The 26,783-nt window shown below is 72.5% G+C and carries 25 protein-coding genes; 5 read left to right on the top strand and 20 right to left on the bottom strand.

Going from position 1 to position 26,783, the window contains the following annotated elements:
* Positions 1-7 precede the first annotated feature (7 nt).
* The 11 genes from MCM47_RS42780 to MCM47_RS36485 all read right to left on the bottom strand — a co-directional run bounded on the left by MCM47_RS42780 (position 8) and on the right by MCM47_RS36485 (position 14,522).
* Positions 8-3,049 (bottom strand): helix-turn-helix transcriptional regulator, encoded by a 3,042-nt coding sequence (locus MCM47_RS42780; protein ID WP_305068070.1) that lies wholly within the window; start codon positions 3,047-3,049, stop codon positions 8-10.
* A 134-nt stretch (positions 3,050-3,183) separates the two neighbouring features.
* A complete protein-coding gene (locus MCM47_RS36530; protein ID WP_238951329.1) occupies positions 3,184-3,342 on the bottom strand; it encodes a hypothetical protein in 159 nt (52 codons plus the stop codon).
* Between the two features lie 365 nt (positions 3,343-3,707).
* Positions 3,708-5,219 carry an Asp-tRNA(Asn)/Glu-tRNA(Gln) amidotransferase subunit GatB gene (gene gatB, locus MCM47_RS36525; RefSeq protein ID WP_238951328.1) on the bottom strand — a complete coding sequence of 504 codons (1,512 nt, stop codon included), beginning with the start codon at positions 5,217-5,219 and terminating at the stop codon, positions 3,708-3,710.
* 78 nt (positions 5,220-5,297) lie between these two features.
* Positions 5,298-5,537 (bottom strand): hypothetical protein, encoded by a 240-nt coding sequence (locus MCM47_RS36520; RefSeq protein WP_238951327.1) that lies wholly within the window; start codon positions 5,535-5,537, stop codon positions 5,298-5,300.
* Entirely contained in the window at positions 5,534-7,039 is a 1,506-nt protein-coding gene (gene gatA / locus MCM47_RS36515; RefSeq protein ID WP_238951326.1) for an Asp-tRNA(Asn)/Glu-tRNA(Gln) amidotransferase subunit GatA, read from the bottom strand. The genes MCM47_RS36520 and gatA overlap by 4 nt, the downstream gene beginning before the upstream one ends.
* A 5-nt stretch (positions 7,040-7,044) precedes the next feature.
* Positions 7,045-7,341 carry an Asp-tRNA(Asn)/Glu-tRNA(Gln) amidotransferase subunit GatC gene (gene gatC / locus MCM47_RS36510; protein WP_035797834.1) on the bottom strand — a complete coding sequence of 99 codons (297 nt, stop codon included), beginning with the start codon at positions 7,339-7,341 and terminating at the stop codon, positions 7,045-7,047.
* Positions 7,342-7,526: 185 nt separating this feature from the next.
* Complete coding sequence (locus MCM47_RS36505; RefSeq protein ID WP_238951325.1) at positions 7,527-9,491, bottom strand: EAL domain-containing protein; 1,965 nt, start codon at positions 9,489-9,491, stop codon at positions 7,527-7,529.
* Between the two features lie 309 nt (positions 9,492-9,800).
* Positions 9,801-12,167, bottom strand: coding sequence for an NAD-dependent DNA ligase LigA (ligA, locus tag MCM47_RS36500; RefSeq protein WP_238951345.1), 2,367 nt, complete (start codon positions 12,165-12,167; stop codon positions 9,801-9,803).
* A gap of 24 nt (positions 12,168-12,191) precedes the next feature.
* Positions 12,192-13,220, bottom strand: a complete 1,029-nt coding sequence (locus MCM47_RS36495; RefSeq protein WP_238951324.1) for a methionine synthase — start codon at positions 13,218-13,220, stop codon at positions 12,192-12,194.
* Between the two features lie 74 nt (positions 13,221-13,294).
* Entirely contained in the window at positions 13,295-13,984 is a 690-nt protein-coding gene (locus MCM47_RS36490) for an SDR family oxidoreductase (RefSeq protein ID WP_238951323.1), read from the bottom strand.
* 13 nt (positions 13,985-13,997) lie between these two features.
* The gene (locus MCM47_RS36485) at positions 13,998-14,522 is read right to left on the bottom strand and encodes a TIGR00730 family Rossman fold protein (RefSeq protein ID WP_238951322.1); all 525 of its coding nucleotides are present in this window, start codon (positions 14,520-14,522) and stop codon (positions 13,998-14,000) included.
* 189 nt (positions 14,523-14,711) lie between these two features.
* Here MCM47_RS36485 and MCM47_RS36480 point away from each other — a divergent pair, with 189 nt between their 5' ends.
* Positions 14,712-15,026 carry a hypothetical protein gene (locus tag MCM47_RS36480; RefSeq protein WP_238951321.1) on the top strand — a complete coding sequence of 105 codons (315 nt, stop codon included), beginning with the start codon at positions 14,712-14,714 and terminating at the stop codon, positions 15,024-15,026.
* A gap of 7 nt (positions 15,027-15,033) precedes the next feature.
* On the opposite strand, the gene MCM47_RS36475 is transcribed toward MCM47_RS36480, so the two are convergent.
* The 3 genes from MCM47_RS36475 to MCM47_RS36465 are packed head-to-tail and all read right to left on the bottom strand — an operon-like array spanning position 15,034 to position 17,213.
* Entirely contained in the window at positions 15,034-15,519 is a 486-nt protein-coding gene (locus MCM47_RS36475) for an NUDIX domain-containing protein (RefSeq protein ID WP_308222602.1), read from the bottom strand.
* A complete protein-coding gene (locus MCM47_RS36470) occupies positions 15,516-16,091 on the bottom strand; it encodes an HD family hydrolase (RefSeq protein ID WP_238951319.1) in 576 nt (191 codons plus the stop codon). Before MCM47_RS36470 ends, MCM47_RS36475 begins: the two co-directional genes overlap by 4 nt.
* Positions 16,092-16,103: 12 nt before the next feature.
* A complete protein-coding gene (locus MCM47_RS36465; protein WP_238951318.1) occupies positions 16,104-17,213 on the bottom strand; it encodes a DNA-binding transcriptional regulator in 1,110 nt (369 codons plus the stop codon).
* A gap of 340 nt (positions 17,214-17,553) precedes the next feature.
* Here MCM47_RS36465 and MCM47_RS36460 point away from each other — a divergent pair, with 340 nt between their 5' ends.
* From MCM47_RS36460 to MCM47_RS36455, 3 genes are all read left to right on the top strand, one after another.
* Positions 17,554-17,934 carry an ATP-binding protein gene (locus MCM47_RS36460; RefSeq protein ID WP_238951317.1) on the top strand — a complete coding sequence of 127 codons (381 nt, stop codon included), beginning with the start codon at positions 17,554-17,556 and terminating at the stop codon, positions 17,932-17,934.
* Positions 17,935-18,287: 353 nt separating this feature from the next.
* Positions 18,288-18,422 carry a hypothetical protein gene (locus tag MCM47_RS42095; RefSeq protein ID WP_255753290.1) on the top strand — a complete coding sequence of 45 codons (135 nt, stop codon included), beginning with the start codon at positions 18,288-18,290 and terminating at the stop codon, positions 18,420-18,422.
* Complete coding sequence (locus MCM47_RS36455) at positions 18,419-19,582, top strand: methyltransferase domain-containing protein (RefSeq protein WP_238951316.1); 1,164 nt, start codon at positions 18,419-18,421, stop codon at positions 19,580-19,582. The genes MCM47_RS42095 and MCM47_RS36455 overlap by 4 nt, the downstream gene beginning before the upstream one ends.
* On the opposite strand, the gene mnmA is transcribed toward MCM47_RS36455, so the two are convergent.
* Positions 19,572-20,708, bottom strand: a complete 1,137-nt coding sequence (gene mnmA / locus MCM47_RS36450; protein WP_238951315.1) for a tRNA 2-thiouridine(34) synthase MnmA — start codon at positions 20,706-20,708, stop codon at positions 19,572-19,574. The genes MCM47_RS36455 and mnmA overlap by 11 nt on opposite strands.
* A 44-nt stretch (positions 20,709-20,752) precedes the next feature.
* Positions 20,753-21,940 carry a cysteine desulfurase family protein gene (locus MCM47_RS36445; RefSeq protein WP_238951314.1) on the bottom strand — a complete coding sequence of 396 codons (1,188 nt, stop codon included), beginning with the start codon at positions 21,938-21,940 and terminating at the stop codon, positions 20,753-20,755.
* A gap of 386 nt (positions 21,941-22,326) precedes the next feature.
* Here MCM47_RS36445 and MCM47_RS36440 point away from each other — a divergent pair, with 386 nt between their 5' ends.
* Positions 22,327-23,085 carry an IclR family transcriptional regulator gene (locus MCM47_RS36440; RefSeq protein WP_238951313.1) on the top strand — a complete coding sequence of 253 codons (759 nt, stop codon included), beginning with the start codon at positions 22,327-22,329 and terminating at the stop codon, positions 23,083-23,085.
* Here the strand turns inward: MCM47_RS36440 and MCM47_RS36435 are convergent.
* From MCM47_RS36435 to MCM47_RS36420, 4 genes are all read right to left on the bottom strand, one after another.
* The gene (locus MCM47_RS36435) at positions 23,021-23,680 is read right to left on the bottom strand and encodes a trimeric intracellular cation channel family protein (RefSeq protein WP_238951312.1); all 660 of its coding nucleotides are present in this window, start codon (positions 23,678-23,680) and stop codon (positions 23,021-23,023) included. The genes MCM47_RS36440 and MCM47_RS36435 overlap by 65 nt on opposite strands.
* Positions 23,681-23,830: 150 nt before the next feature.
* Positions 23,831-24,904, bottom strand: a complete 1,074-nt coding sequence (locus MCM47_RS36430; RefSeq protein WP_238951311.1) for an ABC transporter ATP-binding protein — start codon at positions 24,902-24,904, stop codon at positions 23,831-23,833.
* A 46-nt stretch (positions 24,905-24,950) separates the two neighbouring features.
* Positions 24,951-26,042, bottom strand: a complete 1,092-nt coding sequence (locus MCM47_RS36425; protein ID WP_238951310.1) for an ABC transporter ATP-binding protein — start codon at positions 26,040-26,042, stop codon at positions 24,951-24,953.
* Positions 26,039-26,783, bottom strand: a 745-nt coding sequence (locus MCM47_RS36420) for an ABC transporter permease (protein ID WP_238951309.1), incomplete at its 5' end; no start/stop codon positions are given. The genes MCM47_RS36425 and MCM47_RS36420, both read right to left, overlap by 4 nt.

Raw genomic sequence — 26,783 nt, 5'->3', positions numbered from 1 at the left:
GTCCGCGTCACCGCCCGGCCGGCACCAACTCCTCCGGGAACAGGCGCAACCGGTGGGCCAGCGCGGCGGCCTCGCCCCGGCCGGCCACCCCGAGCTTGCCGAGGATGTTGGAGACGTGCACGCTCGCGGTCTTCGGCGAGATGTACAGCTCCTCCGCGATCTGCCGGTTGGTCCGGCCCCGCGCGAGCAACCGGAGCACGTCCCGCTCACGGGGGGTGAGGCCGAAGGCGTCGCCGGCCGGCGACGGCCGCGCGGGGGCGGCCGCCGGGCGCGCGGTGAGCGCCAGCCCGGCCCGCTCGGCCAGCGCGTCGATCTCCGCCAGCAGCCAGCTGTCGCCCCGCACCCCGGCCAGCTCCCGGGCCTCGCGCAGCAGCTCCGCGCCGGCCTCGCGCCGTCCGGCCAGCACCTCGGCCTCGCCCGCCCGCAGCAGCACCAGCGCCAGCGGGTACGGCAGCCCGGTCGGCCGCAGCACCGCCGCGGCGGTCTCCCAGTGCGCCGGGGTGTCCGCTCCCTCGGCGCGGGCCAGCTCGGCCTCCAGCAGCCGGGCCCAGCCCTCGTGCAGCGGGGCCTTCGGGGTCAGCCCGGCCACCGCCGCGGCGATCCGCGCGAGCACCGCGGGCCGGTCCCGGTCCAGCTCGGGCAGGCCGCGGTGGTCCGCCTCCACGCCCGCGCCGAGCGCCAGCAGCGGGTACAGCGAGGCCTCGTTCCCGGCCGGGAGGTGGCCCTCGATGACGGCGAGCAGTTCGGCCCGGGCCTGCGCCGGCCGGCCGGCGCGGGCCGCGAGCACCATCGCCAGCCGCGAGATCGGGACGCTGTGCTGGAACTGGCAGTTGTGCTTGGACGCCCGCGCCTGGGCCAGCATGCCGGCCGCGGTGGCGAGGTCCCCGCGTCGCAGCGCGAGGTCGCCGCGCAGCCGGTCCAGGAACTCGGCGTGGCTGCCGGGCGGGTCGACCCGCTCGGAGTCGGCCAGCAGCGCGGCCGCCTCGTCGACCCGGCCGAGGTCGAGCAGGGCCTCGGCGAGGTTGCCGGTCAGGATCGTGCCCACGTTGCGCAGCAGCCCGTTGCCGTCGGCCGCCTCCAGCCCCTCCCGGGCCAGCGCCACCGCCTCCTCGGCACGGCCGAGCGACTGCAGCATGCTGGCGAGGTTGTTGATGCCGCGCAGCAGGACGTCCGGGACGCCGAGCCCGCGGGTGGCGGCGACCGCCTCGGCCAGCTCGGCGATGCCCCGCTCCGGGTCGTGGTGCAGGTCGCTGCGGAGCGAGCCGAGCGTCATCCGGGCGTGCTGCTCGATCGCGTGCGCCCCGACCTCGCGGGCGATCTCCGCGGCCCGCTCGGCGAGGCGCACGTCCTCCTCGGTCGGGTCGGTGAGCATCGCGATGCCGGCGCTCAGCGCCAGTACCTCGGCCTGCACCGCCGACGGCGGCAGGTTCTCCACCAGCCGCCGGGCGTGCGCCGCCTCGTCGTGGTTCCCGGCCCGGTTGAGGTGGCCGAGCATCCGGGCCCGGTTCATCCGGAACCAGGCCGCGCGCAGCGGGTGCTCGGTCTCGTCGACCAGCTTCAGCCCGCGCTTGGCCAGGCTCAGCCCGCGCTCGCGGTCCCCGCTGCGCCGGGCCGCCACCACCGCCTCGGCCAGCACGTCGATCAGCTGGATCCGGCCGCAGTCCTGGTCCTCGGCGCCGTCGCAGGAGCCGGGCGGGTAGGTCTCGGCCCAGTCGTAGGGGCGCAGGGTGTTCGCCAGGACGTCCTCGGAGACCTCGTCCCACAGCTCCAGGGCCCGCTCCAGCATCCGCAGCTGCTCGGCGAAGGCGTTGCGCCGGCGGGCGGCCCGGGCCGCGTCCAGTGCGGTCGGCAGGGCCCGGGCCGGGTCGTGCGCGTGGTACCAGTAGTTGGCCAGCCGGGCCGGGCGGACGTCGGCGCCGACCAGGTGCGGCTGCTCCTCCAGGACGGTGGCGAAGCGGCGGTTGATCCGGTTCCGCTCCCCGGGCAGCAGGTCGTCCGAGACGGCTTCGCGGACCAGCGCGTGCCGGAAGCGGTAGCCGTCGCCGTCCGTGTCCGGGCGTAGGATGCTGGCGCCGACGGCCGTGCGCAGCGACTCGATCAGCGCCTCCTCGTCCTCCAGCACCGCGGCCAGCAGCGCGTGTTCGACGTAGGAGCCGCCCTCGGCGGCGATCCGCAGCACCCGCTGGGTCTCCTCGTCCAGCGCCTCGACGCGGACCAGCAGGATGTCCCGCAGCGAGTCGGTGAGCCCGGCGGAGCAGCCCTCCCGGTAGGAGGTGGCCAGCTCCTCGACGAAGAACGGGTTGCCCTCGGAGCGGCGGTGGATCCGGTCGACCAGCTGCCGGTCGGGGGCGGCGGTGCCGAGGATGCCGGCCAGCTGCGCGGCGACCTCGCCCGGACCGAACCGCTCCAGCTCCAACCGCCGGACGGTGCGCAGCCGTTCCAGCTCGGCGAGGAAGGGCCGCAGCGGGTGACGGCGGTGCAGGTCGTCGGTGCGGTAGGTGGCGACCAGCAGGACCCTGGCCCGGTGCAGGGTGCGGACCAGGTAGGCGAGCAGCTCCCGGGTGGAGCGGTCGGCCCAGTGCAGGTCTTCCACGGCGAGCACGAGGGTACGGTCCGCGCCGAGCCGTTCGAACAGCCTCGCGGTGTGCTCGAACAGCCGGGCCCGGCCGTACTCGTCGTTGGGTCCGCCGTCCTCCTCGCCGAAGTCGGGCAGCAGCCGGGCGAGATGGCCCTCCAGACCGGCGGCCGCGGCCTCCAGTTCGGCGCCCAGGCTCCGGTGCAGGCGGCGCAGCGCGGTGGCCAGCGGCGCGTACGGCAGCCCCTCCGCGCCGACCTCCGGACAGCCGCCGACCGTGGCCGCCACTCCTCCGCCGGCGGCACGGGCCCGGTCGAGGAACTCCTCCAGCAGCCTCGTCTTGCCGACCCCCGCCTCGCCGCCGATCAGGACGGTCTGCGGGCTCCCCGCGCCGGCCCGCCGCAGCGCGTCGGTCAGTTCGGTGATCTCGCTGCCGCGGCCGACGAAGACGGGACTCACCGATATCTGCTGCATGGAGGCGAGCATGCCATATGCCGATCCGCCCGGCCGAGCGGTTATCCCGGTCCCGGAACGCCCGGAAGGGGAGGCGCTCTCCTGCAGCGCCTCCCCTTCGAGAGTCCCTTCGGCACCCCGGGGGTGCCGGTCCGTCAGCATTCCTGCAGGCGCTGGGCGCGCCGCGCGGCACGGGTGGCCGGCTGCCGGCGCCAGCCGCGGCGGCCCTCCTTGGCCTCGCGGACCAGGCGCTGGTGCTCGGCGCGGGCGTGCAGCTCGCGTACCTGCTGCTGGATGAGCTCGTACTCGATCACTTCGGTTCCCCTTGTGGGTTTCACTGCGTTTCGCTGTCGAGTAAGAGCTTCCTCCCCCAGGTGGGGCAGCCACATCGGAAGCCTGACCGATCTTCCGGGCCCCGGATGCCTTAGACGGCGTCCCGGGAAGCGGCAAAGGCCCGGTTCCACTCCGATTCGGAGGTGGAACCGGGCCTTAGGCCCTACTCAGGGGGCCTTAACGCCTTAGGGACCTTAGGAAGCGCCGGCAGCGACGCGGAACTTCCAGGCTGTGCCTACTGTCCTGCCACGCCGAGGCGCTCCAGGCTGTGCCTACTGTCCTGCCACGCCAAGGCGCTCCAGGCCGTGCCTACTGTCCTGCCACGCCAAGGCGCTCCAGGCTGTGCCTACTGTCCTGCCACGCCGAGGCGCTCCAGGATCAGGTCCTTCACACGGGCGGCGTCGGCCTGGCCGCGGGTGGCCTTCATGACCGCGCCGACCAGCGCACCCACCGCGGCGACCTTGCCGTCGCGGATCTTGGCGGCGATCGCCTCGTTCTCGGCGATGGCCTGGTCGACGGCGGCGCCGAGCGCGGAGTCGTCCGAGACGACGGCCAGCCCGCGCTTCTCGACGACCTCGTCCGGCTCGCCCTCACCGGCCAGCACGGCCTCGATGACCTGGCGGGCCAGCTTGTCGTTCAGCTTGCCCTCGGCGACGAGCGCGGTGACCCGGGCGACCTGCGCCGGGGTGATCGGCTGCTCGCTCAGCTCGGTGCCGGTCTCGTTGGCGCGGCGGGCCAGCTCGCCCATCCACCACTTGCGGGCCTGGTCCGCCGGGGCGCCGGCGGCGATGGTCTCCTGGATCGGCTCGACCGCGCCGGCGTTCAGCACCGCCTGCATGTCCTTGTCGGACAGGCCCCACTCGGACTGCAGCCGGGCCCGGCGCACGCGCGGCAGCTCCGGCAGCGCGGCGCGCAGCTCCTCGACCCACTCGCGCGCGGGCGCGATCGGCACGAGGTCCGGCTCGGGGAAGTAGCGGTAGTCCTCGGCGTTGTCCTTGATCCGGCCGGAGGTGGTGGTGCCGTCCTCCTCGTGGAAGTGGCGGGTCTCCTGGACGATGGTGCCGCCGTCGATCAGCACGGTGGCGTGCCGCTGGATCTCGAACCGGGCCGCCCGCTCGACGCTGCGCAGCGAGTTGACGTTCTTGGTCTCGGAGCGGGTGCCGAAGGTCTCGGTGCCGTTCGGGCGCAGCGACAGGTTGACGTCGCAGCGCATCTGGCCCTTGTCCATCCGGGCCTCGGAGACGCCCAGCGCCTTGATCAGCTCGCGCAGCTCGGCCACGTACGCGCGGGCCACCTCGGGGGCGCGCTCACCGGCACCGACGATCGGCTTGGTGACGATCTCGATCAGCGGGATGCCGGCCCGGTTGTAGTCCAGCAGCGAGTGGGTGGCGCCGTGGATGCGGCCGGTCGCGCCGCCGACGTGGCTGGACTTGCCGGTGTCCTCCTCCATGTGGGCGCGCTCGATCTCCACGCGGAAAGTCGAGCCGTCCTCCAGCTGCACGTCGAGGTAGCCGTTGAAGGCGATCGGCTCGTCGTACTGCGAGGTCTGGAAGTTCTTCGGCATGTCCGGATAGAAGTAGTTCTTCCGGGCGAACCGGCACCACTCGGCGATCTCGCAGTTCAGCGCCAGGCCGATCTTGACGGCCGACTCGACGCCGACCGCGTTGACCACGGGCAGCGAGCCGGGCAGGCCCAGGCAGGTCGGGCAGACCTGGCTGTTCGGCTCGGCACCCAGCTCGGTCGAGCAACCGCAGAACATCTTGGTCTTGGTGCCCAGCTCGACGTGGACCTCAAGGCCCATCACCGGGTCGTACGACGCGAGAGCGTCCTCGTAGGAGACCAGGTTCATGACGCTCACAGCGTCCCCTTCGCTAAAAGTCTGTGGAGGTACGGGCCCGGCCGCGCACGGTGGGTGCGGGCCGGGCCGAGGGCTTGCTCAGCCCAGCAGCACGTCGTCGTCGCCGAGGCGGCGCAGCTCGCGCACCAGCAGCGCGGTGCCGGTGACCAGGGCTGCGGCGCCGACCAGGGCGTTGATCAGCTTGAGGGTGTCGCTCTCCTCGCGAGCCTTCCGGACGTCCTTGACCACCGAGATCGCACCGAAGGCGCTGGTGCCGATGGACAGCCAGAGGCCGGGCTTGGAGTGCTTGAAACCCTTGGCCTTCTCGATCTTGCTCACAGTGCCGGTGCCTCCTCCAGCAGGGGGTGCCCCCACTTGTCGTTGAGTGCGGCCTCGACGGCGCCGCCCACGCGGTACAGGCGGTCGTCCGCCATCGCGGGTGCGATGATCTGCAGGCCGACCGGGAGATTGTCCTCCGGGGCCAGCCCGCAGGGCAGCGACATGGCCGCGTTGCCCGCGAGGTTCGACGGAATCGTGCAGAGGTCGGCCAGGTACATCGCCATCGGGTCGTCGGCGCGCTCGCCGATCGGGAAGGCGGTGGTCGGGGTGGTCGGGGAGACCAGCACGTCCACGCCGGCGAAGGCGGCGTCGAAGTCGCGCGAGATGAGCGTGCGCACCTTCTGGGCCGAGCCGTAGTAGGCGTCGTAGTAGCCCGAGGAGAGGGCGTAGGTGCCGAGGATGATGCGGCGCTTCACCTCGGGGCCGAAGCCGGCCTCCCGGGTCAGGGCGGTGACGTCCTCGGCCGAGCGGGTGCCGTCGTCGCCGACCCGCAGGCCGTAGCGCATCGCGTCGAAGCGGGCCAGGTTGGACGAGGCCTCGCTGGGCGCGATCAGGTAGTACGCGGGCAGCGCCAGGGTGAACGACGGGCAGGAGACCTCGACGACCTCGGCGCCGAGCTCGCGCAGCAGTTCCACGGACTCGTGGAACCGCTGCATCACGCCGGCCTGGTAGCCCTCGCCGGCGAACTCCTTGACGACACCGATCCGCATGCCGCGGATGTCGCGCATCTTCGCGGCCTCGACCACGGCCGGGACCGGCGCGTCGATCGAGGTGGAGTCCAGCGGGTCGTGGCCGGCGATGGCCTCGTGCAGCAGCGCCGCGTCCAGCACGGTCCGCGCGCACGGGCCGCCCTGGTCCAGGCTGCTGGAGAACGCCACCAGGCCGTAGCGGGAGACCGAACCGTAGGTCGGCTTCACACCCACGGTGCCGGTGACGGCGCCGGGCTGGCGGATCGAGCCGCCGGTGTCGGTGCCGATCGCCAGCGGGGCCTCGAAGGCGGCCAGCGCGGCGGCCGAGCCACCGCCGGAACCGCCGGGGATGCGGGAGAGGTCCCACGGGTTGCCGGTGGCGCCGAAGGCGGAGTTCTCGGTGGAGGAGCCCATCGCGAACTCGTCCATGTTGGTCTTGCCGAGGATGACCACGCCGGCGTCCTTGAGACGCGTGGTCAGGGTGGCGTCGTACGGCGGGATCCAGCCTTCGAGGATCTTGGAGCCGCAGGTGGTCGGCACGCCCTTGGTGGTGAAGACGTCCTTGAGCGCGAGCGGGACGCCGGCCAGCGGGCCCAGCTCCTCGCCCCGGGCGCGCTTCTCGTCGACGGCCTTGGCCGCCTTCAGCGCGCCCTCGGTGTCGACGTGCAGGAAGGCGTTGACCTTCTTGTCGACGGCCTCGATGCGGTCCAGGTGGGCCTGGGCGACCTCGACGGCGGAGACCTCGCCCTTGGCGATGGCACCCGCGGTCTCGGCGGCGGTCCACTTGACGACGGGGGTGTGGATCTCGGTCATCTCGGTCAGTCCTCCCCGAGGATCTGGGGAACGCGGAAACGCTGCTCCTCGGCGGCCGGGGCACCGGACAGCGCCTGCTCCGGGGTGAGCGACGGCCGCACCTCGTCCGCGCGCATGACGTTGGTCAGCGGCAGCGGGTGGGAGGTCGGCGGGACGTCCTGTCCGGCGACCTCGGAAACGCGGGCGACCGCGCCGATGATCACGTCGAGCTGCTCGGCGAAGTGGTCCAGCTCTTCGGCCTGCAACTCAAGACGCGACAGCCGAGCGAGGTGGGCGACCTCCTCGCGCGTGATGCCAGGCATGCAGCGATCCTCAGGGTGAGTTCTGGTGAGGCCCGGCGGTGCCGTGAGGCGGTACCGGGCCCGGGCAGGAGCAGCCGGCTCGGCGCTCCCGTCCTCTTGGTCTGTGGCCCCCATCCTATGGGGCACGGCCCGGCCACCGGCCAACGAGTAACGGGCGGGTCCGGTCACCCCGGCGCCGGCGGGCGCTACTGCGGCCCGGTGGGAGCCCAGTTCGGGGTGGCCGGGGCCTGGATCTCCAGCTGCGCGGCCTGCACCGCCTGGACCACCGGCGGCAGCACCGGCGGTCGCGCCTGCGGGACGGCGGGCACGACGGCCGCGGGTACCACCGACGAGGCGGACGTCGACAGGGGCGCCGGGACGGACGCCGGGAGCGGGGCGGAGTGGAGCCCGGAGGCCTGCTTCGGGAAGGAGGACGCCGGGAAGGCGGACGCGACCGGCTGGGCTGACGAGGCGACCGGCGCCGGGACGGGCTGCGGCACCGGCTGCAGCGGCGGCGGGAGCGGCGCCTGCAGGGACGGCGGGAGCACCGGCTGCGCGGCCGTCGGCGGCAGCGTCGCCGCGGCCATCCGCTCCACCGGCGGGGCCCCGGTGCGGTGCACCCGCAGCCAGGCGGTGGCCTGCTCGGCCGGCAGCGCCGCCGACACCAGCCAGCCCTGCACGGCGTCCACGCCCAGCCCCTGCAACCGCTCCCAGGTCTCGTCGTCCTCGACGCCCTCGGCGACCACGGTCAGCCCCAGCGAGTGCGCCAGTTCCACCGAGCAGCGGACCACCGCCGCGTCGTGGTCGTCGGCCACCATCCGGGAGACGAAGGAGCGGTCGATCTTCAGCTCGCCGACCGGGAGGCTGCGCAACCGCACCAGCGAGGAGTGGCCGGTGCCGAAGTCGTCCAGGGACATACCCACGCCGTAGCCGCGCAGCTCGGCCAGGGTGTCGGCGGCCCGGCGGGAGTCGTCCAGCAGCAGCCGTTCGGTGATCTCCAGCTGCAGCGCGTGGGCCGGCACCTGGTGGCGGACCAGGTGCCCGGCGACCCGCTGGGCGAAGCCGGGGTTGAGCACGTCCCGCGGCGAGACGTTGACCGCGACCTGGACCTGGAGCCCCTGCTCCCGCCAGTGGGCGAGCTGGCCGACGGCCGCCTCGAGCACGTAGTCGGTCAGCCGGGGCATCAGCCCGCTGGACTCGGCCAGCCCGACGAACTCGTCCGGCGACACCTTGCCCTGGCCCGGCCGCTCCCAGCGCAACAGCGCCTCCAGCCCGACCACCCGGCCGTCGAAGGCCACCTTCGGCTGGTAGTGCAGTTGCACCTCCCCGGTCTCCAGCGCCCGCCGGAGGTCGCCGAGCAGCCCTATCCGGTACGGGGTGTCGGCGTCCTGGGCCTCGTCGTAGCACTCGACCGAGGTCCGGCCGCGCTGGGCGTGGCCCATCGCGACGTCGGCGCGCCGCAGTAGCGACTCCGCGTCCTGGGCGTGCTGCGGGTAGACGCAGACCCCGGCACTCGCCTCCAGGACGAGCAGCAGCCCGTCCAGCCGGATCGGCGCGGCCAGCTCGGCGATCAGTGCCTTGGCGACCCGCTCCAGGGTGCCCGGGCAGCCGACGCCCGGCAGCAGGACGGCGAACTCGTCGCCGCCCATCCGGGCCACCAGCGGCCGCCCGCCCCGGTAGTGCCGGGGCAGCCCGGCGAAGACGTCGTCGATCGACTCGCGGGTGGCGCTGCCGGCCGGGCCGCCCGAGCGCAGTGCCCGGTGCAGCCGGCGGGCGATGTGCACCAGCAGCCGGTCCCCGGCGGTGTGCCCGAGGGTGTCGTTGAGCGACCGGAACCGGTCCAGGTCGAGCAGGATCAGGCCCACGCTGTAGCCCTGCTCGTGCTCGGCGATCGCCTCCTGGGCGGCCAGCAGTAACGCCTGGCGGTTGGGCAGGTCGGTCAGAGCGTCGGTGAGCTGGTCCCGGGCCCGGTCACGGGCGATCCGCCAGGCGGCGACCAGCACCGCCAGCGGCACCGCGAACAGCGGGAGCAGCTCGGGCTCGTACCGGTACACCAGGACGGCCAGCGGGATGAGCGGTGCGGCGCCGGCCAGCAGTACGCCGAGCAGCAGGACCGCACCTGCCACTCCCTGCGGCGGGCGTGTGGGCGCGCCGCCGGTCGTACGATCCATAAGCCCTGTCCTCCGTCGGGCCCGCCCCGTCAGGCCGCCTTACGGTGAGGCACCGTGCCGGTGCCGGCAGCTGCCGGGCATGAGTGACCCCGCGGAGACCGGCTCAGCCGGTGCCCCCACCCCTGCTGACACTCTGTTGCGCTCCAGGGTATTCCGGGGTCCACCCGGCGGGCAGACTTTCGGACAACCGGAAACACGCCACCGCGTCCGGGTGCCGCACAGTGACACCATGCCCGCTCCCACTGTGCGGCACCCGATGACGTTGCATCAGGACGATAACAAGACGGATTCGACGGCTCCGCGCGCGGGTCAGCCCTCCGCGGGGGCCTCGTCGGCGGCGTCCCCGGCCGCATCCTCGACGGGCTGCGCGGGGGTCTTGCCGGCGGCCTTCTTCGCGGGCGCCTTCTTCGCCGGCTCCGCCTCCACGGGCTCCGGCGGGAGGCCCAGGTGCACCCGGGCGGCCGCCGCCCCCTGCTCCAGCAGCACGGCGAAGCCCGCGTCGTCCAGGATCGGCAGCCCGAGCTGGACGGCCTTGTCGTACTTGGAGCCGGGGTTGTCGCCGGCCACCACGAAGTGGGTCTTCTTCGACACGGAGCCGGTGACCTTGGCCCCGCGCGAGGTCAGCGCCTCCTTGGCGCCGTCCCGGGTGTGCCCGGCGAGCGTGCCGGTGACCACCACGGTCAGCCCCTCCAGCGGGCGCTCGCCCTGCTCCTCGTCGCCCGCCTCCTCGGTGAAGCGGACGCCGGCCGCGCGCCACTTCTCCAGGATCCCGCGGTGCCACTCCTCCTCGTACCACTCCTTGATCGAGCGGGCGATGATCGGCCCGACGCCCTCGACCGCGGCCAGCTCCTCCTCGCTCGCCCCGAAGATCCGGTCCAGATCGCGGAACTCACGGGCCAGTTCCTGCGCGGCGACCGGGCCCACGTGACGGATCGACAGCCCGTTGAGGAATCGCGCCAGCGGCCGGTCCTTGGCCTTCTCCAGATTGTCCAGGAGCGTCCGGAGCGACTTCTTCGGCGTGCCGGTGGTGGTGGCGAAGAAGGAGACCTTCTTCTCCTCGGCGGTCTTGTCGTCCAGCTTGGGCATGCCGGTCTTCGGGTCGCGGACCAGCACCTTGATCGGCAGCAGCTGCTCGTCGGTCAGGCCGAAGATGTCCCCCTCGTCCTTGACCGGAGCCTCGGCGGGCTCCAACGGCTGGGTCAGCGCCGTGGCCGCGACGTAGCCGAGGCCCTCGATGTCCAGCGCCGAGCGGCCGCCGAGGAAGGCGATCCGCTCCCGGATCTGGGCCGGGCAGAACTGGGCGTTCGGGCACCGCAGGTCGATGTCGCCCTCGGCCATCGGGCGCAGCTCGGCCCCGCACTCGTGGCAGTGCGAGGGCATCACGAACTCCTGCTCGGTGCCGTCCCGCAGGTCGTAGACCGGGCCGAGGATCTCCGGGATGACGTCGCCGGCCTTGCGCAGCACCACGGTGTCGCCGAGCAGCACGTCCTTGGCCTTGACGATCTGCTGGTTGTGCAGCGTCGCGTACTGGACCATGGAGCCGGCCACCTTCACCGGCTCGGCCAGCACCGCGTACGGGGTGGCCCGGCCGGTGCGGCCGATGCCGACCTTGATCGCGGCCAGCTTGCCGGTGACCTCCTCCGGCGGGTACTTCCAGGCGATCGCCCAGCGCGGGGACTTGGAGGTGGAACCGAGCCGGCCCTGGAGGGCGATCTCGTCCACCTTGACCACGACGCCGTCGATCTCGTGCTCGACCGAGTGCCGCTGCTCGCCGAACCGCTTGATGAAGGCGCGGACCTCGTCGAGCGTCCCCACCACCTCGTTGTGCCGGGCGGTCGGCAGCCCCCAGTCGTGGAGCAGCCGGTAGGCGTGCGACTGGTTGTCGATGTCGAGGCCGACGCGGGCGCCGATGCCGTGCACCACCATGTGCAGCGGACGGGACGCGGTGACGTGCGGGTCCTTCTGCCGCAGCGAGCCGGCGGCGGCGTTGCGCGGGTTCATGAAGAGCCGGATCATCGCCCGGGGGCGCTTGCCCTCCTTGACGCGCTCCTCGTTCTCCCTCCGGCGGCGCTCGTTCTCCTCGGAGAACGAGGCGTTGAGCGCCTCGAACGCATCGGTCGGGAAGTAGACCTCGCCGCGGATCTCGACCAGCTCGGGGATGTTCTCCCCCTTGAGCTGGTGCGGGATCTCCTTGATGGTGCGGACGTTGGCCGTGATGTCCTCGCCGACCCGGCCGTCACCCCGGGTCGCGGCCTGCACCAACGTGCCGTTCTCGTAGGTGAGGTTGACGGCCAGGCCGTCCACCTTGAGCTCGCAGAGGTAGTGGTACTCGATGCCGGCCAGCTCGGTCGCGACCCGCTCGGCCCAGGCGGCGAGCTCGTCGTCGTCCATCGCGTTGTCGAGGCTGAGCAGCCGCTCGCGGTGCTCGACCGCGGCGAAGAGGTCGGTGACGACCGCGCCGCCGACCTTCCGGCTCGGCGAGTCCGGCGTGCGCAGCGCCGGGTGCTCGTCCTCCAGCCCCTCCAACTCGCGCATCAGCGCGTCGAACTCGGCGTCGCTGATGATCGGCGCGTCCTGCTCGTAGTAGCGGGCGCGGTGGTCCTCGATCTCGGCCGCCAGCTCGGCGTGCCGCCTGCGCACCTCCGCCGGGACGTCCTCCCAGCCCTCGACAGCCACCACCGCAAGCCCTCCGTTACCGTCTCATTCCGGGTTGTCCACCAGGCTCTGCGCCGCCCGCACGCTGAGTGACAGTGCCTGGCGCGCGTAGGACGGGGAGGCCCCGGCCAGCCCGCAGGCGGGCGTCACCAGCACGCGCCGGCCCAGCAGCTCCGGGGCGAACCCGAGCCTGCGCCACAACGTCCTGACACCCTGGACACTACCGGCAGGGTCCGACACCGCCTTTGATTGAGCGGCGGCCTGGTCGGTGGCCGGGACGACGCCGGCGAGGATCGCGGTGCCGCCCTCGACCGCCTCGCCGAGGTCGTCGTCCTCACGCTCCGTCAGCAGTGAGAAGTCGAGCGAGATCCCGGCGACCCCGGCCCGGCGCAGCAGCGGGATCGGCACCTGCGGCGCGCAGCTGTGCACCACCACCGGCGCGTCGACGCCGCGGATCAGCTCGCGCAGGATCTCCTCGGCGATCTGCCGGTCGACCGCGCGCAGCCGCTGGAAGCCGCTGGCGGTCTTCACCGAGCCGGCCAGCACCGCGGGCAGCGAGGGCTCGTCGAGCTGGAGCACCACCTCGGCGCCGGGGATCCGCTTGCGGACGTCGGCGAGGTGGCGGCGCAGGCCCTCGGCGAGCGAGCCGGCGATGTCGCGGCAGGCGCCGGGGTCGGCGAGCGCCTTCTCGCCGTGCTTGAGCTCGATCGACGCGGCCAGCGTCCACGGGCCGACGGCCTGGACCTTCAGCGCCCCCCGGTAGCCCTGGGTGAACTCCTCCAGCGCGTCGAGGTCCTCGCCGAGCCAGGAGTGGGCGCGCCGGGTGTCGCGGCCGGGGCGGTCGGTGAAGCGCCAGCCGCTGGGCTCGGTCTGCGCGAACAGTTCGACCAGCAGGCCGGCGCTGCGGCCGATCATGTCGGCTCCCGGCCCGCGGGCGGGCAGTTCGGGGAGGAACGGCAGGTGCTCCAGGGCTCCGGTGGAGGTCTTGGCGGCCTCCCGCGCGTCGGTGCCGGGCAGCGAGCCGACGCCGGTGGCGGCGCCGTGCAGATCGGGGAAGGGGTGTCCGTTGCTCACCCGTCCGAGCCTAGTGCGCGGGAGCGGGAAGCAGGACCGGCCGGCTTCCCGCTCCGGCGCCCGGCGCCCGGGGTTCAGTTCCCCGGGCGGACGGTGATCTCGGTGACGTGCGCGTCGCGGGAGGCCTCCAGTGCGGCGATCACGGCCTTGGCCACCGACTCGGGCGCGATCCAGCGCTCGGCGTCGTACTCCCGGCCCTCCTGCTGGTGCACCTTGACCTGCATCGGGGTGGCGGTGCGGCCCGGGTAGACGGAGGTGACCCGGATGCCGGCGGCGGACTCCTCCAGACGCAGCGAGTCGGCGAGCGCCTTCAGCCCGTGCTTGCTGGCCGCGTACGCCGACCAGTCGGCGTGGGCGTTGAGGCCGGCGCCGGAGTTGACGAAGACCACGTGGCCCCTGGCCAGCCGCAGCGAGGGCAGCAGCAGCCGGGTCAGCTCCGCGGGGGCGACCAGGTTGACGTTCAGGGTCTGCTGCCAGGCCTTGACCGGCAGCTCGCCGACCGTGCCCAGTTCGACCACGCCCGCGACGTGCAGCAGCGAGTCCAGCTCGACGGGCAGCGTCTGGTGGCCGAAGGCCCAGGAGAGCTTGGCCGGGTCGGCGAGGTCGCCGACCAGGGTCCTCGCCCCGGGGAAGCGCTCGCGCAGTTCGGCGGCCCGGCGGGCGTCGCGGGCCAGCAGCCAGAGGTCGTCCCCGCGCTCGGCGAGGCGCTCGGCCAGGACGGCGCCGATGCCGGAGCCCGCGCCGGTGATCAGATGTGCAGCCATGGCGTCGATCCTCTCAGGCCTTGAGCTGCTCGAAGACCTCGGCGGGGGTGTCGGCGAAAGTGATCAGCTCGCCGAGCGGGCGGGGCAGGAAGCCCTCGGTGTCCATCCGCTCCAGCTGGGTCCGCAGGCCGGCGTAGAAGCCCTCCGTGTCCAGCACGACCACCTGCTTCTCGTGCAGCGCGTGCTTCTTCAGCTCCAGCACCTCGGTGACCTCGTCGAGGGTGCCCAGGCCGCCGACCAGGACGACGACGGCGTCGGCGCGCATCAGCAGCTGCGCCTTCCGCTCGGCCAGGTCACGGGTGACGACGAACTCGTCGGCGCCCGTGTAGCCCTTGTGCTTGAGCAGTTCGACCTGCACGCCGACGAGCCGGCCGCCGGCCGCCTTCACGCCGTCGGCGAGCAGGCCCATCAGCCCGGCGTCGGAGCCGCCCCAGACGAGGGTGTGCCCGCCCTGGCCGAGGAGCCGGGCGAACTCGGCGGCGGGAGCGGTGTACCGCTCGTCGAGGGAGTACGCGGAGCAGAAGACAGTGATGTTCATAGTGGTACTCGTCTATCACGTGTCCGGCGCCCGCTCACGGCCTTTTCCGCCCCAGCGGTGCACCCTCGCCCCAGGAGTGGTTCGCCCACTACCCGGTGGCGTCACGGGCGTGGTAGTTGTCATATTCACGCCATCCATGTGGCTGGTGAACGACGGTTCGCCGCGCACGAACCCGCGAAGGGGAGCCTGATGACCCGCCTGCCGGGGACCGACCGCGCCCACGCCGCCGACCTCTACGGCTGCCCGGCCGGGGCCGTCTGCATCTACGCCCGGGACCAGCCCGCCGGCAGCGGCACCCTGACCGACACCTACTGGTCGGCCGGCGCCCACAACCTGTCCGGCCACGACGGCTGGCACTGGGTGGTCAACAACCGGCACGGCGGCGCCGGCGCGACGCTCTGCCACCGCTTCGACGGCGGCGACTGCACCGGCGCCACCATCCCCGCCGGCAGCTGGGTCGCCGCCGACCTCGGCCCGGTCCACTCCATCCGCCTCGACCCGTGACGGGCGGCTACCCCACGGCCCGTGCCCACCCCCCGAGCAGGCGCCGGCCGTCATGCGTCCGGATGCTCGGTGCGGCGTCGTCCACCCGGAGAGCATCCAGCATCCGCACGGCGTAGACCTCGGCCATGCGCTCCGACACCTCGGCCGGCAGGAGCCAGTCGACGCCGATCGACTCGTCCGAGAGGTGCTCGACGCCTCCCTCGGGGCGGCAGCGGAACACCAGCGCGACGATGCCGCGGGCCACGTTCTTGTAGACGCCGGTCAGCCGCTCCACCCGGACCTTGATCCCGGTCTCCTCGAACACCTCACGCCGCACCCCCTCCTCCGGCGCCTCCGCGAGTTCCAGGACCCCACCCGGAGGCTCCCAGGTGCCGTCGTCCGCGCGCCGAATCGCCAGCACCCGGCCGTCCTCGCGCACCACCACACCCGCGACGGAGACCGAGTGGAGCGGCGTTGACTGGAGCCTCCCAACGCCATGGCCCGGAGCCGTCACGCGAGGTAGACCTTCTGCCACTCCAGCGAGGTCATCGAAAGCGCCGCCTCGGCGAGTTGCCGAGCCGAGTCGGTCTTCAGGCTGCCGAGACTGCTGTCGATCCAGGGCTGCACGTTCTGATAGCCCTGCTCCCGATACTCGACGGCCTGGATCAGGCATTCCAGCTTGTCGGCATCGTGCGCGACGACCACCTCCAGGCTCTCGCCGTTCTCGTACTCCTCGACGATCGCCTGGACTCCGGCCACTACGGCTGGGTGGGCAGCGCTGACCTGATCGGCGGTGACCTGCTCGTTCGAGGCAGCCGTGAGATACCGCCTTCCGATGTGCGGGATGTCGCCGATGCGAGTCTCCTGCGTGTCGTGGAAGAGGCAGAGCAGCGCGACCTGCGCAGGATCAGCACCCTCCATCATCGCGAGAACCGCACCGACGACGCCGGTACGGAAGGAGTGCTCAGCGATCGTCTCGGGGTCCTTCACCCCGGCGATCCACCAGCCCGACCGCTTCGCCCGCTTGAGCATCCCCGCCTCGAAGAGGTAGCCCGCCGTACCCTTTGCCTGCTCACCCTCTGCCATAGCCGCCTTCCCTCAAACGTCGTAGCCGCCTATCCGGAGACCGTAGTACACCGACTCCAGCCTGCGCCGAGACTCGGAGGACAGGGTTCCATCGTCGAGAAGGACTCGAACTCTTCGGATCAATTCCCTTGCCACGTAGGGATCGGAGTCGAGCAGACTTCGACGAAAGAGCACCAGCGCCCAAATCGAATGAATGTACAGATCGGTGTACTCGACAGCCCGGTCGAGCCGCACAGCGAGCTCCCGAAGCAGCGCTGAGGCATCCCAGACCGGCCGGTCGCGCTCTGCCATGAAGCAGTCGTCCGTCTGTGGTCGGCTGTCGAGTCCGAGCCAGTGCGCCCAGTAGTTCAGATTTGCCGCCTCGGCCCGGTCATGGTCGGCGATGGACCTGTTGATGAAATCCCTCATCAAGGTCGGGTCGCCCTGGCGCGCCAATGCCGCCGCCACCGATCTTGCCTCGGCCCAGCGTGGCGACCAGCCATCGACAGTCGCAGTCAGAACACCTCTGCGACGCAACCCGTCAAACCAGCTCGCAGCGTCCCATTGCCGGTCATACGAAGCGAGGTACCAAACCTGTCTGCGCAGGAGAGCAGCGTCCGCTCCTGCCTTCTCGGCAACGTCCGAGGCAGTTCGGAGCTTCTGGAAGAACCGTGTTCTCAGGGCGGGTTCGAGCAAGGGTGACGACGAAACCGGACCACGTCGCGCCGCCGGAATCGTCGAGTGCGCAGCGACCACTCCGGGGAGGACCCCGCTGACCGCCCAACCGATCATGTGCGTCGTATCACGGGTAAGGACCCACCCCGCGAGCGGGTGTTCATCGATCCGGGCCTTCGTCGGCTCCGCTCTGAGAATCTCGCCCAGAAGGAGATCAGCGTCCAACGCGGTGGGGAGCATGTCCACCAGGCGCGGCGGGGCGCCAAGAAGGATCAGCTTGCGACGCATCGCCACGAGGTTGCCTGCCTTGGTGGACGACAAGGGACGCCGTCCGGACTCCCACCCCTGAAGCGTGCTCTTGTCTATGCCGAGTTCCTCCGACAGTTCCTCCTGGGTCCGCGGAATCTGCTCACGAATGACCTTGAAGAGATAGCCAGTAACGGCACCTTCCGGTTCTCGATCAGGCACAGGCCGACTCTCAGTCAGTGTTGATGCTTGCCTTCTCGGCGCCTGAGCAGCCATCGGGACTCCCACTGCCTCGATCGACCCCGGTAACTCGTACTGGCGGTCCGTCGGAACGGTGCGCCACGCGGCGTAGCGTCGTGGATACGAGACGGAGCCGCGGTGTGGCTCGGAAATCGTAGTCCCGACTCACCGGTCTGCGGCCTCGATTGCCCCGATGTCATCTGTTCAGGTGCTCGATCCAGTTGCTGGTCCAGTTCAACTTGGAGTTGCCATGCCACATGCGTTGCTGGAGACTCACGCGCCTCCGGACACCGGTTCGCCCCCGGTCCCTGCGGCAGTCGGAGTGCTGCTGCCCTACGCGCCGGAGTCGCCCGGTCGGGCGCGCCAGTTCGTCACGAGGGTACTGACGGAGTGGGGGCTGGGCCCGCTGGTCGACGCGGCCAAGGTGATCACCAGCGAGTTGGTCACCAACGCGGCGAGGACCGGATGCCGGCGACAGATGATGGTCACCGTCCGGCTCATCTCCCGGACGACCGTGCGGATCTCGGTGTACGACGGCTCGCGCGCACTGCCCGTGCTGATCGAGGCCTCGCGCGATGAGGAGTGCCACCGGGGCCTGGCCCTCGTGCATCACCTCACCCACGGTTGCTGGGGCGTCACTCCGCTCCCGCTCGGAAAGGTCGTCCACGCCGACCTCACGGTTGCCAAGCCGACCGCCCGGTGAGCTCGCAGTCCCCGGATGACCGTCTCCACCCCGAAGATCCGCCGCCCTCCGTCCCCGAGCCCGTTCAGGTCTGGGCTGCCTACGGAGTGTCCGCGGCGGCCGGACTCCACCTTGTCGTCGCGGCCCTGGTGCTGATCAACCGCACCCACTGAAGCCCCCCGCCCGCGCCGTCGGGGCGGCGCGGGCGGGATCACCACGCTCGTCCCCTCCAACGAGGAGCACCTTCATGCCCAAATCCGAACCGAAACCGGCCCGGCCCAAGCCGTCCAGGCCGCCCACGCCCCGGCCGCCGGACCGGTAGCGGCGCGCCACGCCACCACCCGACAACCAGCAACGAAGCATCTGGAGGGCCCATGGCCTGGGGAACCGACAAGAACAGCGGCGGCAAGCACGGGGGCAAGAAGGACCCCGGCACGAGCAAGCCGTCCCCCGACGGCGCGCGGCCGGCGCCCGAGCCCAAGCACAAGAAGGAAGACGGCAAGAAGTGACGAACCCCGCGCATCGACCGGAGCAGGCCGCCACCCGCAGCCTGCTCCGGGCCGTCGGCGAAGCACTCGGCGGCCCGGTTCCCCACGAGTGGGAGGAAGCGATCACGGCTGTCCCGCGCCATCGTTTCCTCCCCCAGCGGATCTGGCTGGAGGACGGCCACGGCGGCTATGAGCCGTGCGACCTCGAAGCCGATCACGCGCGGTGGTTCGACGCGGCCTACTCGGACGTGCCGATCATCACCCAGGTCAATGACGGCCGGGCACCGGCCGACCCGGACGATGCCTGGCCCTCCTCCTCCGCCTCGGCTCCCTCGATCGTCGTGCGGATGCTCCGCGACCTCGACGTCCGGTCCGGCATGAAGGTGCTGGAGATCGGCACCGGTACGGGCTGGAACGCCGCACTCCTCGCCCACCGCCTCGGCCCCGGAAGCGTCGCCTCGGTCGAGATCGACCCCGAGGTCGCGCGGCAGGCCTGGGCGTCGCTGAACGCGGCAGGCCTGGATGTGGACGTCCTCTGCGGGGACGGCTCCCTCGGCTGGGGCCACCGGCAGCCGTACGACCGCATCATCTCCACCTGCTCGGTCCGCCGCGTGCCCTGGCCCTGGATCGACCAGACCAGGCCCGGAGGCGTCATCCTCACCCCGTGGGACAACCCGATGATCTGCTGGGGCCTGCTCCGCCTCACCGTCGACCGGGACCGGGCCCAGGGCCGGTTCAGCCCGCACTCGGCGTTCATGCTCATCCGCAGCCAGCGGCGCGACCTGCGGATCTTCCGCGACGTCGTCCGGGACGACCACGTCCCCGACGAGTCCAGGACGGCGCTGCCACCGTCGAAGATCACCGGCGACCACTGGGAGGCCCGTTTCGCCGTCGGACTGCGCCTCGGCGACGTGTGGACCGCCTGGGAGGACGACGAGGAGCGGCTCTGGGTCGCGACGACGGACGCCCGCTCCTGGGCGGCCGTCGACCGGGACGACGCCGGCTCCACCGTCCGGCAGCACGGCCCGCGCCGGCTCTGGGACGAGGTCGAGGCCGCCCACCGCTGGTGGGAGGAGCACGGCAGACCGGGCCCCGAGCGGTTCGGCCTGACCGTCACCCGTAGACGGCAGTGGACCTGGCTCGACCACCCCGCACGGGCGGCCGGAGCCGTCAGGCCTTGACGGCTGGCCGTTCCGTCGACGCGATGGTGGCGGAGCCCACGACCCGGGTGCCGTCGTAGAGGACCACGGCCTGGCCGGCGGCGATGCCGCGGGCCGGGGTGTCCAGCCGGACGTGCAGCTCGCCGTCGACGACCGAGGCCTCGACCGGCACCTCGCCGCCGTGGGCGCGCAGCTGCGCCGTGTAGCGGCCGTCGGCCAGCGGCTCGGTGCCGCACCAGCGCGGACGGATGGCGGTGAGCGCCGTGACGTCCAGGCCCTCGACCGGCCCGACCGTGACGGTGTTGTTCACCGGCGAGATGTCGAGCACGTACCGCGGCTTGCCGTCGGCCGCCGGGCGGCCGATCCGCAGGCCCTTGCGCTGGCCGATGGTGAAGCCGTACGCCCCGTCGTGCTCGCCGAGCTTGGTGCCGTCCACGTCGAGGATGTCGCCGGTCGCGGAACCGAGGTGCTTGGCCAGGAAGCCCTGGGTGTCGCCGTCCGCGATGAAGCAGATGTCGTGGCTGTCCGGCTTCTTCGCGACGGCCAGGCCCCGGCGCTCGGCCTCCTCCCGGATGACGTCCTTGGTGGTGTCGCCGAGCGGGAAGAGCGAGTGGGCCAGCTGGTCGGCGTCGAGCACGCCGAGCACGTAGGACTGGTCCTTGGCGGCGTCCACGGCGCGGTGCAGCTGCCGCTCCCCGGAGGGCAGGTCGACGATCCGGGCGTAGTGGCCGGTGCAGACGGCGTCGAAGCCGAGCGCGATCGCCTTGTCCAGCAGGGCGGCGAACTTGATCTTCTCGTTGCAGCGCAGGCACGGGTTGGGCGTGCGGCCGGCCGCGTACTCGGCGACGAAGTCGTCGATCACGTCCTCGCGGAACCGCTCGGCGAGGTCCCAGACGTAGAACGGGATGCCGATCACGTCGGCGGCCCGGCGGGCGTCGCGGGAGTCCTCGATGGTGCAGCAGCCGCGGGCACCGGTACGGAAGGACTGCGGGTTGGCCGACAGCGCCAGGTGCACGCCGGTGACCTCGTGCCCGGCTTCGACCGCGCGGGCGGCGGCGACGGCGGAGTCCACCCCGCCGGACATCGCGGCGAGCACCCGCAGGCGGCCTGTGGACGGGGTGGTCGGGGCACCGGGGAAGTCAGTCATGATGCCTCCAAGAGTACGTGCTCGGCGCGGACGCCCCAGCGGGATTACCGGGCGCGCGCGGCCGCCGCCAGCCCGGCGTTGCGGGCCCGCTGGACGGCCGGGGCGATCGCCGCGGCGAGCGCGTCGACGTCGTCGCGGGTCGAGGTGTGGCCGAGCGAGAACCGCAGCGAGGCCCGGGCCAGCACCGGGTCGACACCCATCGCCAGCAGGACGTGGCTGGGCTGCGGCACCCCGGCCGAGCAGGCCGAGCCGGTGGAGCACTCGATGCCCTGGGCGTCGAGCAGCATCAGCAGCGCATCGCCCTCGCAGCCGGGGAAGGAGAAGTGCGCGTTGGCGGGCAGCCGCCCCTCGGCCGCCGGGTCGCCGTTGAGCAGCGCGTCCGGGACGGCGGCCAGCACCGCGGCGACCAGTTCGTCCCGCAGCCCGCCGAGCACCGCCGCGTGCTCCGCCCGCCGCTCGATGGCCAGTGCCGCCGCGACCGCGAAGCCGGCGGACGCCGGGGCGTCCAGCGTGCCGGAGCGGACGTCGCGCTCCTGGCCGCCGCCGTGCAGCAGGGGAACGGGAGCGGCGCCGCGCGACAGCAGCAGCGCGCCGATGCCGAACGGACCACCGATCTTGTGGCCGGTGACGGTAAGCGCGGTGAGCCCCGACTCGGCGAAGGAGACCGGCACCTGACCGAGCGCCTGGACGGCGTCGGCGTGCATCGGGATGCCGAACTCGGCCGCGACGGCGGACAGTTCGGTGACCGGCTGGACGGTGCCGACCTCGTTGTTGGCCCACATCACGGTGACCAGCGCGACCGACGCCGGATCGCGCTCGATCGCCTCGCGCAGGGCCGTCGGGTGGACCCGGCCGAGACCGTCGACCGGCAGGTACTCGACCGTCGCGCCCTCGTGCTCGGAGAGCCAGTGCACCGCGTCCAGCACCGCGTGGTGCTCCACCGGGCTGCTGAGCACCCTGGTCCGGGCCGGATCGGCGGCCCGCCGGGCCCAGTACAGGCCCTTCACGGCCAGGTTGTCGGACTCGGTGCCGCCGCCGGTGAGGACGATCTCGCTGGGGCGGGCGCCCAGCGACTCGGCCAGCGACTCACGGGACTCCTCGACCACGCGGCGGGCCCGCCGGCCGGCCGCGTGCAGGGAGGAGGCGTTGCCGACGACCCCCAGGTGCGCCGTCATCGCGGCGATAGCCTCGGGCAGCATCGGCGTGGTCGCCGCATGGTCCAGGTATGGCATAACCATCCGATTGTAGAGGGCCGCCGGACCGCCCCGGGGCCGGCGCCGCGTCCGGGGGCCGCGCGAACGGACCGGCCGTCACCTGCGCCCCCCACGCCCCACGCGCACCCCGCCCGCCTCCCCGACACCCCACCGGCGCGGCTCCGTTGGGCGGACGCCGGCGTCCGGGGGCGGTTTGCGCCGCCGTCGGGGCCGGCGGTTAGCCTGACGGCCGCTCGTGATCGGTCGGACAGCCGGGAAGGCCGAACGGGGCGGACGCCTCCGGCACACCGCGTGCAGGGGGACACCGGAGCCGCGTCGCGTCGCACCGCACCGCACCGCGTCGTACCGTCCGGTCGCACGAGCCGGAGCAGCCACGGCGGACCGCAGAGGAGGAGGGGGACGGAGTGCCGCAGTCGGTCGACCGCGCCCTCACCCTGCTCGGCTCCCTCGGCGACGGCCCGGTGACCCTCGAACAGGCCGCCACCAGCATCGGCGTCCACAAGTCCACCGCCCTGCGCCTGCTCCGCACGCTGGAGGAGCACGGCTTCGTCCACCGCCAGTCCGACCGGCGCTACCGGCTCGGCGGCCGGCTCCTCTCGCTCGCCCACCGGGCACTGGAGGAGACCGACGTCCGGCAGATCGCCGCGCCCTACCTGTCCGCCCTGAACCGGCGCTCCGGCCTGACCGTCCAGCTGGCGGTGCTGCAGGACGGCGAGGTGCTCTACCTGGACGAGCTGGCCGGCCGCCGGTCCGGGCCCGGCACCGCCCGGCCGTCCCGGATCGGCCGCCGCGCCCCGGCGTCCGGCACCGCGATCGGCCGGGTGCTGCTGGCCGGCCTGCCCGGGGACGGCACGCCGGAGGACGAGCTGCCCGCCGATCTGGCCAGGGTCCGCCGCCAGGGCTGGGCGGCGGAGTCGGCCGAGCACCGGGAGGCGGTGGCCTGCGTGGCCGCCCCGGTGGCCGGCAGCGCCGGGCGGCCGATCGCCGCCTGCGCGGTGAGCGCCCCGACCGACCGGGTGGCGCCGGTCGAGCTGTTCCGGATGCTGCCGGAACTGCTCTGCACCGCCGAGGCGATCTCCCTCGCGTACGGCGGCTCGCCTACTCCTCGCTGGTGCGAGAACCGTTGCGGTGCCACGCCCGCGGAGCGCGCCAGCCGTACTTGAGGGCGAGCATCCGCAGCACGAACGCGGTCAGCGCGGCGGCCGTGCCGGTGGCGGCGGTCAGCCGGTCCAGCCCGATCAGCATCACCACCAGGGCCGAACCGACGAGGGCGGGCACGGCGTAGATCTCCCGGTCCCAGCGCAGCAGCGAGGGGATCTCGCCGGCCAGCACGTCCCGCATCACGCCGCCGCCGGCCGCCGTCACCATGCCGAGAGCCATCGCGGCGACGGCACCGAGGCCGTAGTCGTGCGCCTTGGCCGTCCCGGTGACGCAGAACAGGCCGAGGCCGAGCGCGTCCAGGGTCTGCACGGCCCGGTTGATCCGCTCGACCTCGGGGTGCAGGAAGAAGACCACCAGACCGGCCACCAGCGGGGTGAGGAAGTACCCGAGGTTGGTGAAGGCCGCCACCGGGGTGGCCCCGATCACGAGGTCGCGCATCACGCCGCCGCCCAGCGCGGTGACCTCGGCGAGCACGCAGATCCCGAAGATGTCCATGTTCTTGCGGACGGCGAGGAGCCCCCCGGAGAGGGCGAAGACGAAGATGCCGACCAGGTCGAGGGACTGCTGGACGTCGGACGGGAAGATCTGCGAGCTCACCGCACAACTATGTACCGCTTGTCCGGCTTGTACTGCACCGGGTCCCGGAAACCCCCGACGTCCCGGAAGCCCCCGACAGCGGGCCGCCGCGGGGCCGTGCCGGTGCACGGTCCCGCGGCGGCCCGTGGTGGCTTCCCCGTCGGACGGGCCTCACGCCGAGGCGAGCGCCTTCTCCCCGCCGCCGTCCTGCGCCGAGTTCTCCGGGAAGTGACAGGCCACCTGGTGCCCCGTCTTCCGCGCGGCGAGCGGCGGCTCCTGGGTGGCGCAGATGTCCTGCGCCTTCCAGCACCGCGTGCGGAACCGGCAGCCGGAGGGCGGGTTGATCGGCGAGGGCACGTCGCCCTTGAGCAGGATCCGCTCGCGGCCGCCGCTGTGCCGGCGGCGAGGGTCGGGCACCGGCACCGCGGACATCAGCGCGTTGGTGTACGGGTGCATCGGGCTCGCGTAGAGCGAATCCCGGTCGGCGATCTCGACCACCTTGCCGAGGTACATCACGGCCACCCGGTCCGAGACGTGCCGGACCACCGAGAGGTCGTGCGCGATGATCAGGTAGGTCAGGCCCAGCTCCTGCTGGAGGTCGTCCAGCAGGTTGACGACCTGCGCCTGGATGGAGACGTCGAGCGCGGAGACCGGCTCGTCGGCGACGATCATCTTCGGCCGCAGGGCGAGCGCCCGGGCGATGCCGATGCGCTGGCGCTGGCCGCCGGAGAACTCGTGCGGGTAGCGGTTGTAGTGCTCGGGGCTGAGGCCGCAGAGCTCCAGCAGCTCCTGGACCGCCTTCTTGACGCCGCCGGCCGGCTCCGCCTTCTGCAGCTTGAACGGCGCGCCGACGATGGTGCCGACGGTGTGCCGGGGGTTCAGCGAGGAGTACGGGTCCTGGAAGATCATCTGGAGGTCGCGGCGCAGCGGCCGCATCGCACCGACGCCCAGGTGGCTGATGTCGTGGCCTTCGAACTCGATCGTCCCGCCGGTCGGCTCGTCGAGGCGGGTGACCAGCCGGCCCATGGTCGACTTGCCGCAGCCGGACTCGCCGACGACGCCCAGGGTCTCGCCCGCGTTGACCGTGAAGTCGATGCCGTCGACGGCCCGCACCGCGCCGGTCTGGCGCCGCAGCAGCCCGCCGCGGATCGGGAAGTGCCGCGTCAGGCCGCTGACCCGGAGCAGGGGCTCGCGGTCGGAGGCGGGCGCGGGCGTGGGGATCACGGCCGCCTGGGTGTCCGTCATCGGTTCTCTCCAGAATGGTGGTACGAATCCGGGGTCACAGCCGGGTTCACAGCCGGGGCGCGATCTCTTCGGTGAAGATGCGGTGCCGGTCGGCGGCCTTGAGGTGGCAGGCCGCGTGGTGCCCGGGAGCGGCCTCGGCCAGGACCGGGACCTCCGTGGTCGAGCGCCCGCCGGTCAGCTCCGCGTACGGGCAGCGCGGGTGGAACGCGCAGCCGGACGGCACGTTGATCAGGCTCGGCGGGGTGCCCTTGACCGGGACGAGCCGGTCCTGGAGCTCGCGGTCGAGCCGCGGCATCGAGCCCAGCAGGCCCCAGGTGTAGGGGTGCTCGGGGGCGTCGAACAGGGTGTCGGCGGGGCCGCGCTCGACGCACTTGCCGCCGTACATGACCAGGATGTCGTCGGCGAGCTCGGCGACCACCCCGAGGTCGTGGGTGATGATGATGACGGCCGAGCCGAACTCCTCCTGGAGGTCCCGGATGAGGTCCAGGATCTGCGCCTGGACGGTGACGTCCAGGGCGGTGGTGGGCTCGTCGGCGATCAGCAGCGAGGGGTCGTTGACCAGGGCCATGGCGATCATGGCGCGCTGGCGCATGCCGCCGGAGAACTGGTGCGGGTAGTCGTCCACCCGGCGGTCGGGCTGCGGGATGCCGACCCGGTCGAGCATCTCGACCGCGCGGGCCCGGGCCTGCTTCTTGCTCGCCTCGGGGTGGTGCACCCGGTAGGCCTCGACGATCTGCGCCCCGACCGTGTAGTAGGGGTGCATCGCGGTCAGCGGGTCCTGGAAGATCATCGCCATCGAGCGGCCGCGCAGCTGGCGGACCCGGTCGGGGCCGGCCGCGATCAGCTCCTCGCCGTCGAGGTGGATCTCGCCGCTGATCCGGGCCCGCTTGGAGCGGTGCAGGCCCATGATGCCGAGCGAGGTCACGGACTTGCCCGAGCCGGACTCGCCGACGATGCCGAGGGTCCGGCCCTTGTGCAGGTCGAAGCTGACCCCGTCGACCGAGCGGACCAGGCCGTCGTCGGTGTCGAAGTGGATCCGCAGGTCCCGGACGGAGAGGAACGGCGTCCCGGTCGGGGCCTGCGCCGCGCCGGCCGGGGCCTGCGCGGCGTCCGCCGGGGTCTTCTGGAGCTCGGTCACGACAGCCTCACCCGGGGGTCGACAGCGGCGTACAGGAGGTCAACCACGAGGTTGCAGAGGACGATGAAGAAGGCGGCGAGCAGCGTGACGCCAAGGATCTTCGGCAGGTCGTTGTCGGTGATCGCGGAGACCGCGAAGAAGCCGACGCCCTGGAGCGAGAAGACCTGCTCGGTGATCATCGCGCCACCGAGCAGCAGACCGAGGTCCATGCCGAAGATGGTGACGATCGGCGTGAGCGCGGAGCGCAGCCCGTGCTTGACGACGACCTTGCGCTCGATCAGGCCCTTGGCCCGGGCGGTGCGGATGTAGTCCTCGCTCATCGTCTCCAGCATTCCGGCCCGGGTGAGCCGGGCGTAGAGCGCGGAGTAGAGGAAGGCCAGCGAGATCCACGGGAGGATCAGGTTGCGGGCCCACATCAGCGGGTCGTCGGTGAAGTTGACGTACTGCAGGTTGTCCAGGATCGGCCACTCGTAGCTGAAGAGCGTGAGCAGCAGCGCGCCGGTGAAGAAGACCGGCAGCGAGACGCCGGCCAGCGCGACGCCCATGGAGAGCCGGTCGAAGATCGACTTCGGCTTGAGCGCGGAGATGACACCGGTGGTGACGCCGGAGAGCAGCCAGAGCACCGCCGCGCCGATGGCGAGCGAGATGGTGACCGGGACGCGCTTGGTCAGCTCCGGCCACACCTCCAGGTGGTTCTTGAACGAGTAGCCGAAGCACGGCACGTGGCAGGTGGCCGGTTCC

It is taken from the genome of Kitasatospora sp. A2-31 (assembly GCF_022288725.1).
In the GTDB taxonomy this organism is placed as follows: Bacteria; Actinomycetota; Actinomycetes; order Streptomycetales; family Streptomycetaceae; genus Kitasatospora.
Note: the sequence above shows the minus strand (reverse complement) of the source record. Positions and strands in the feature narration are given on the sequence as shown.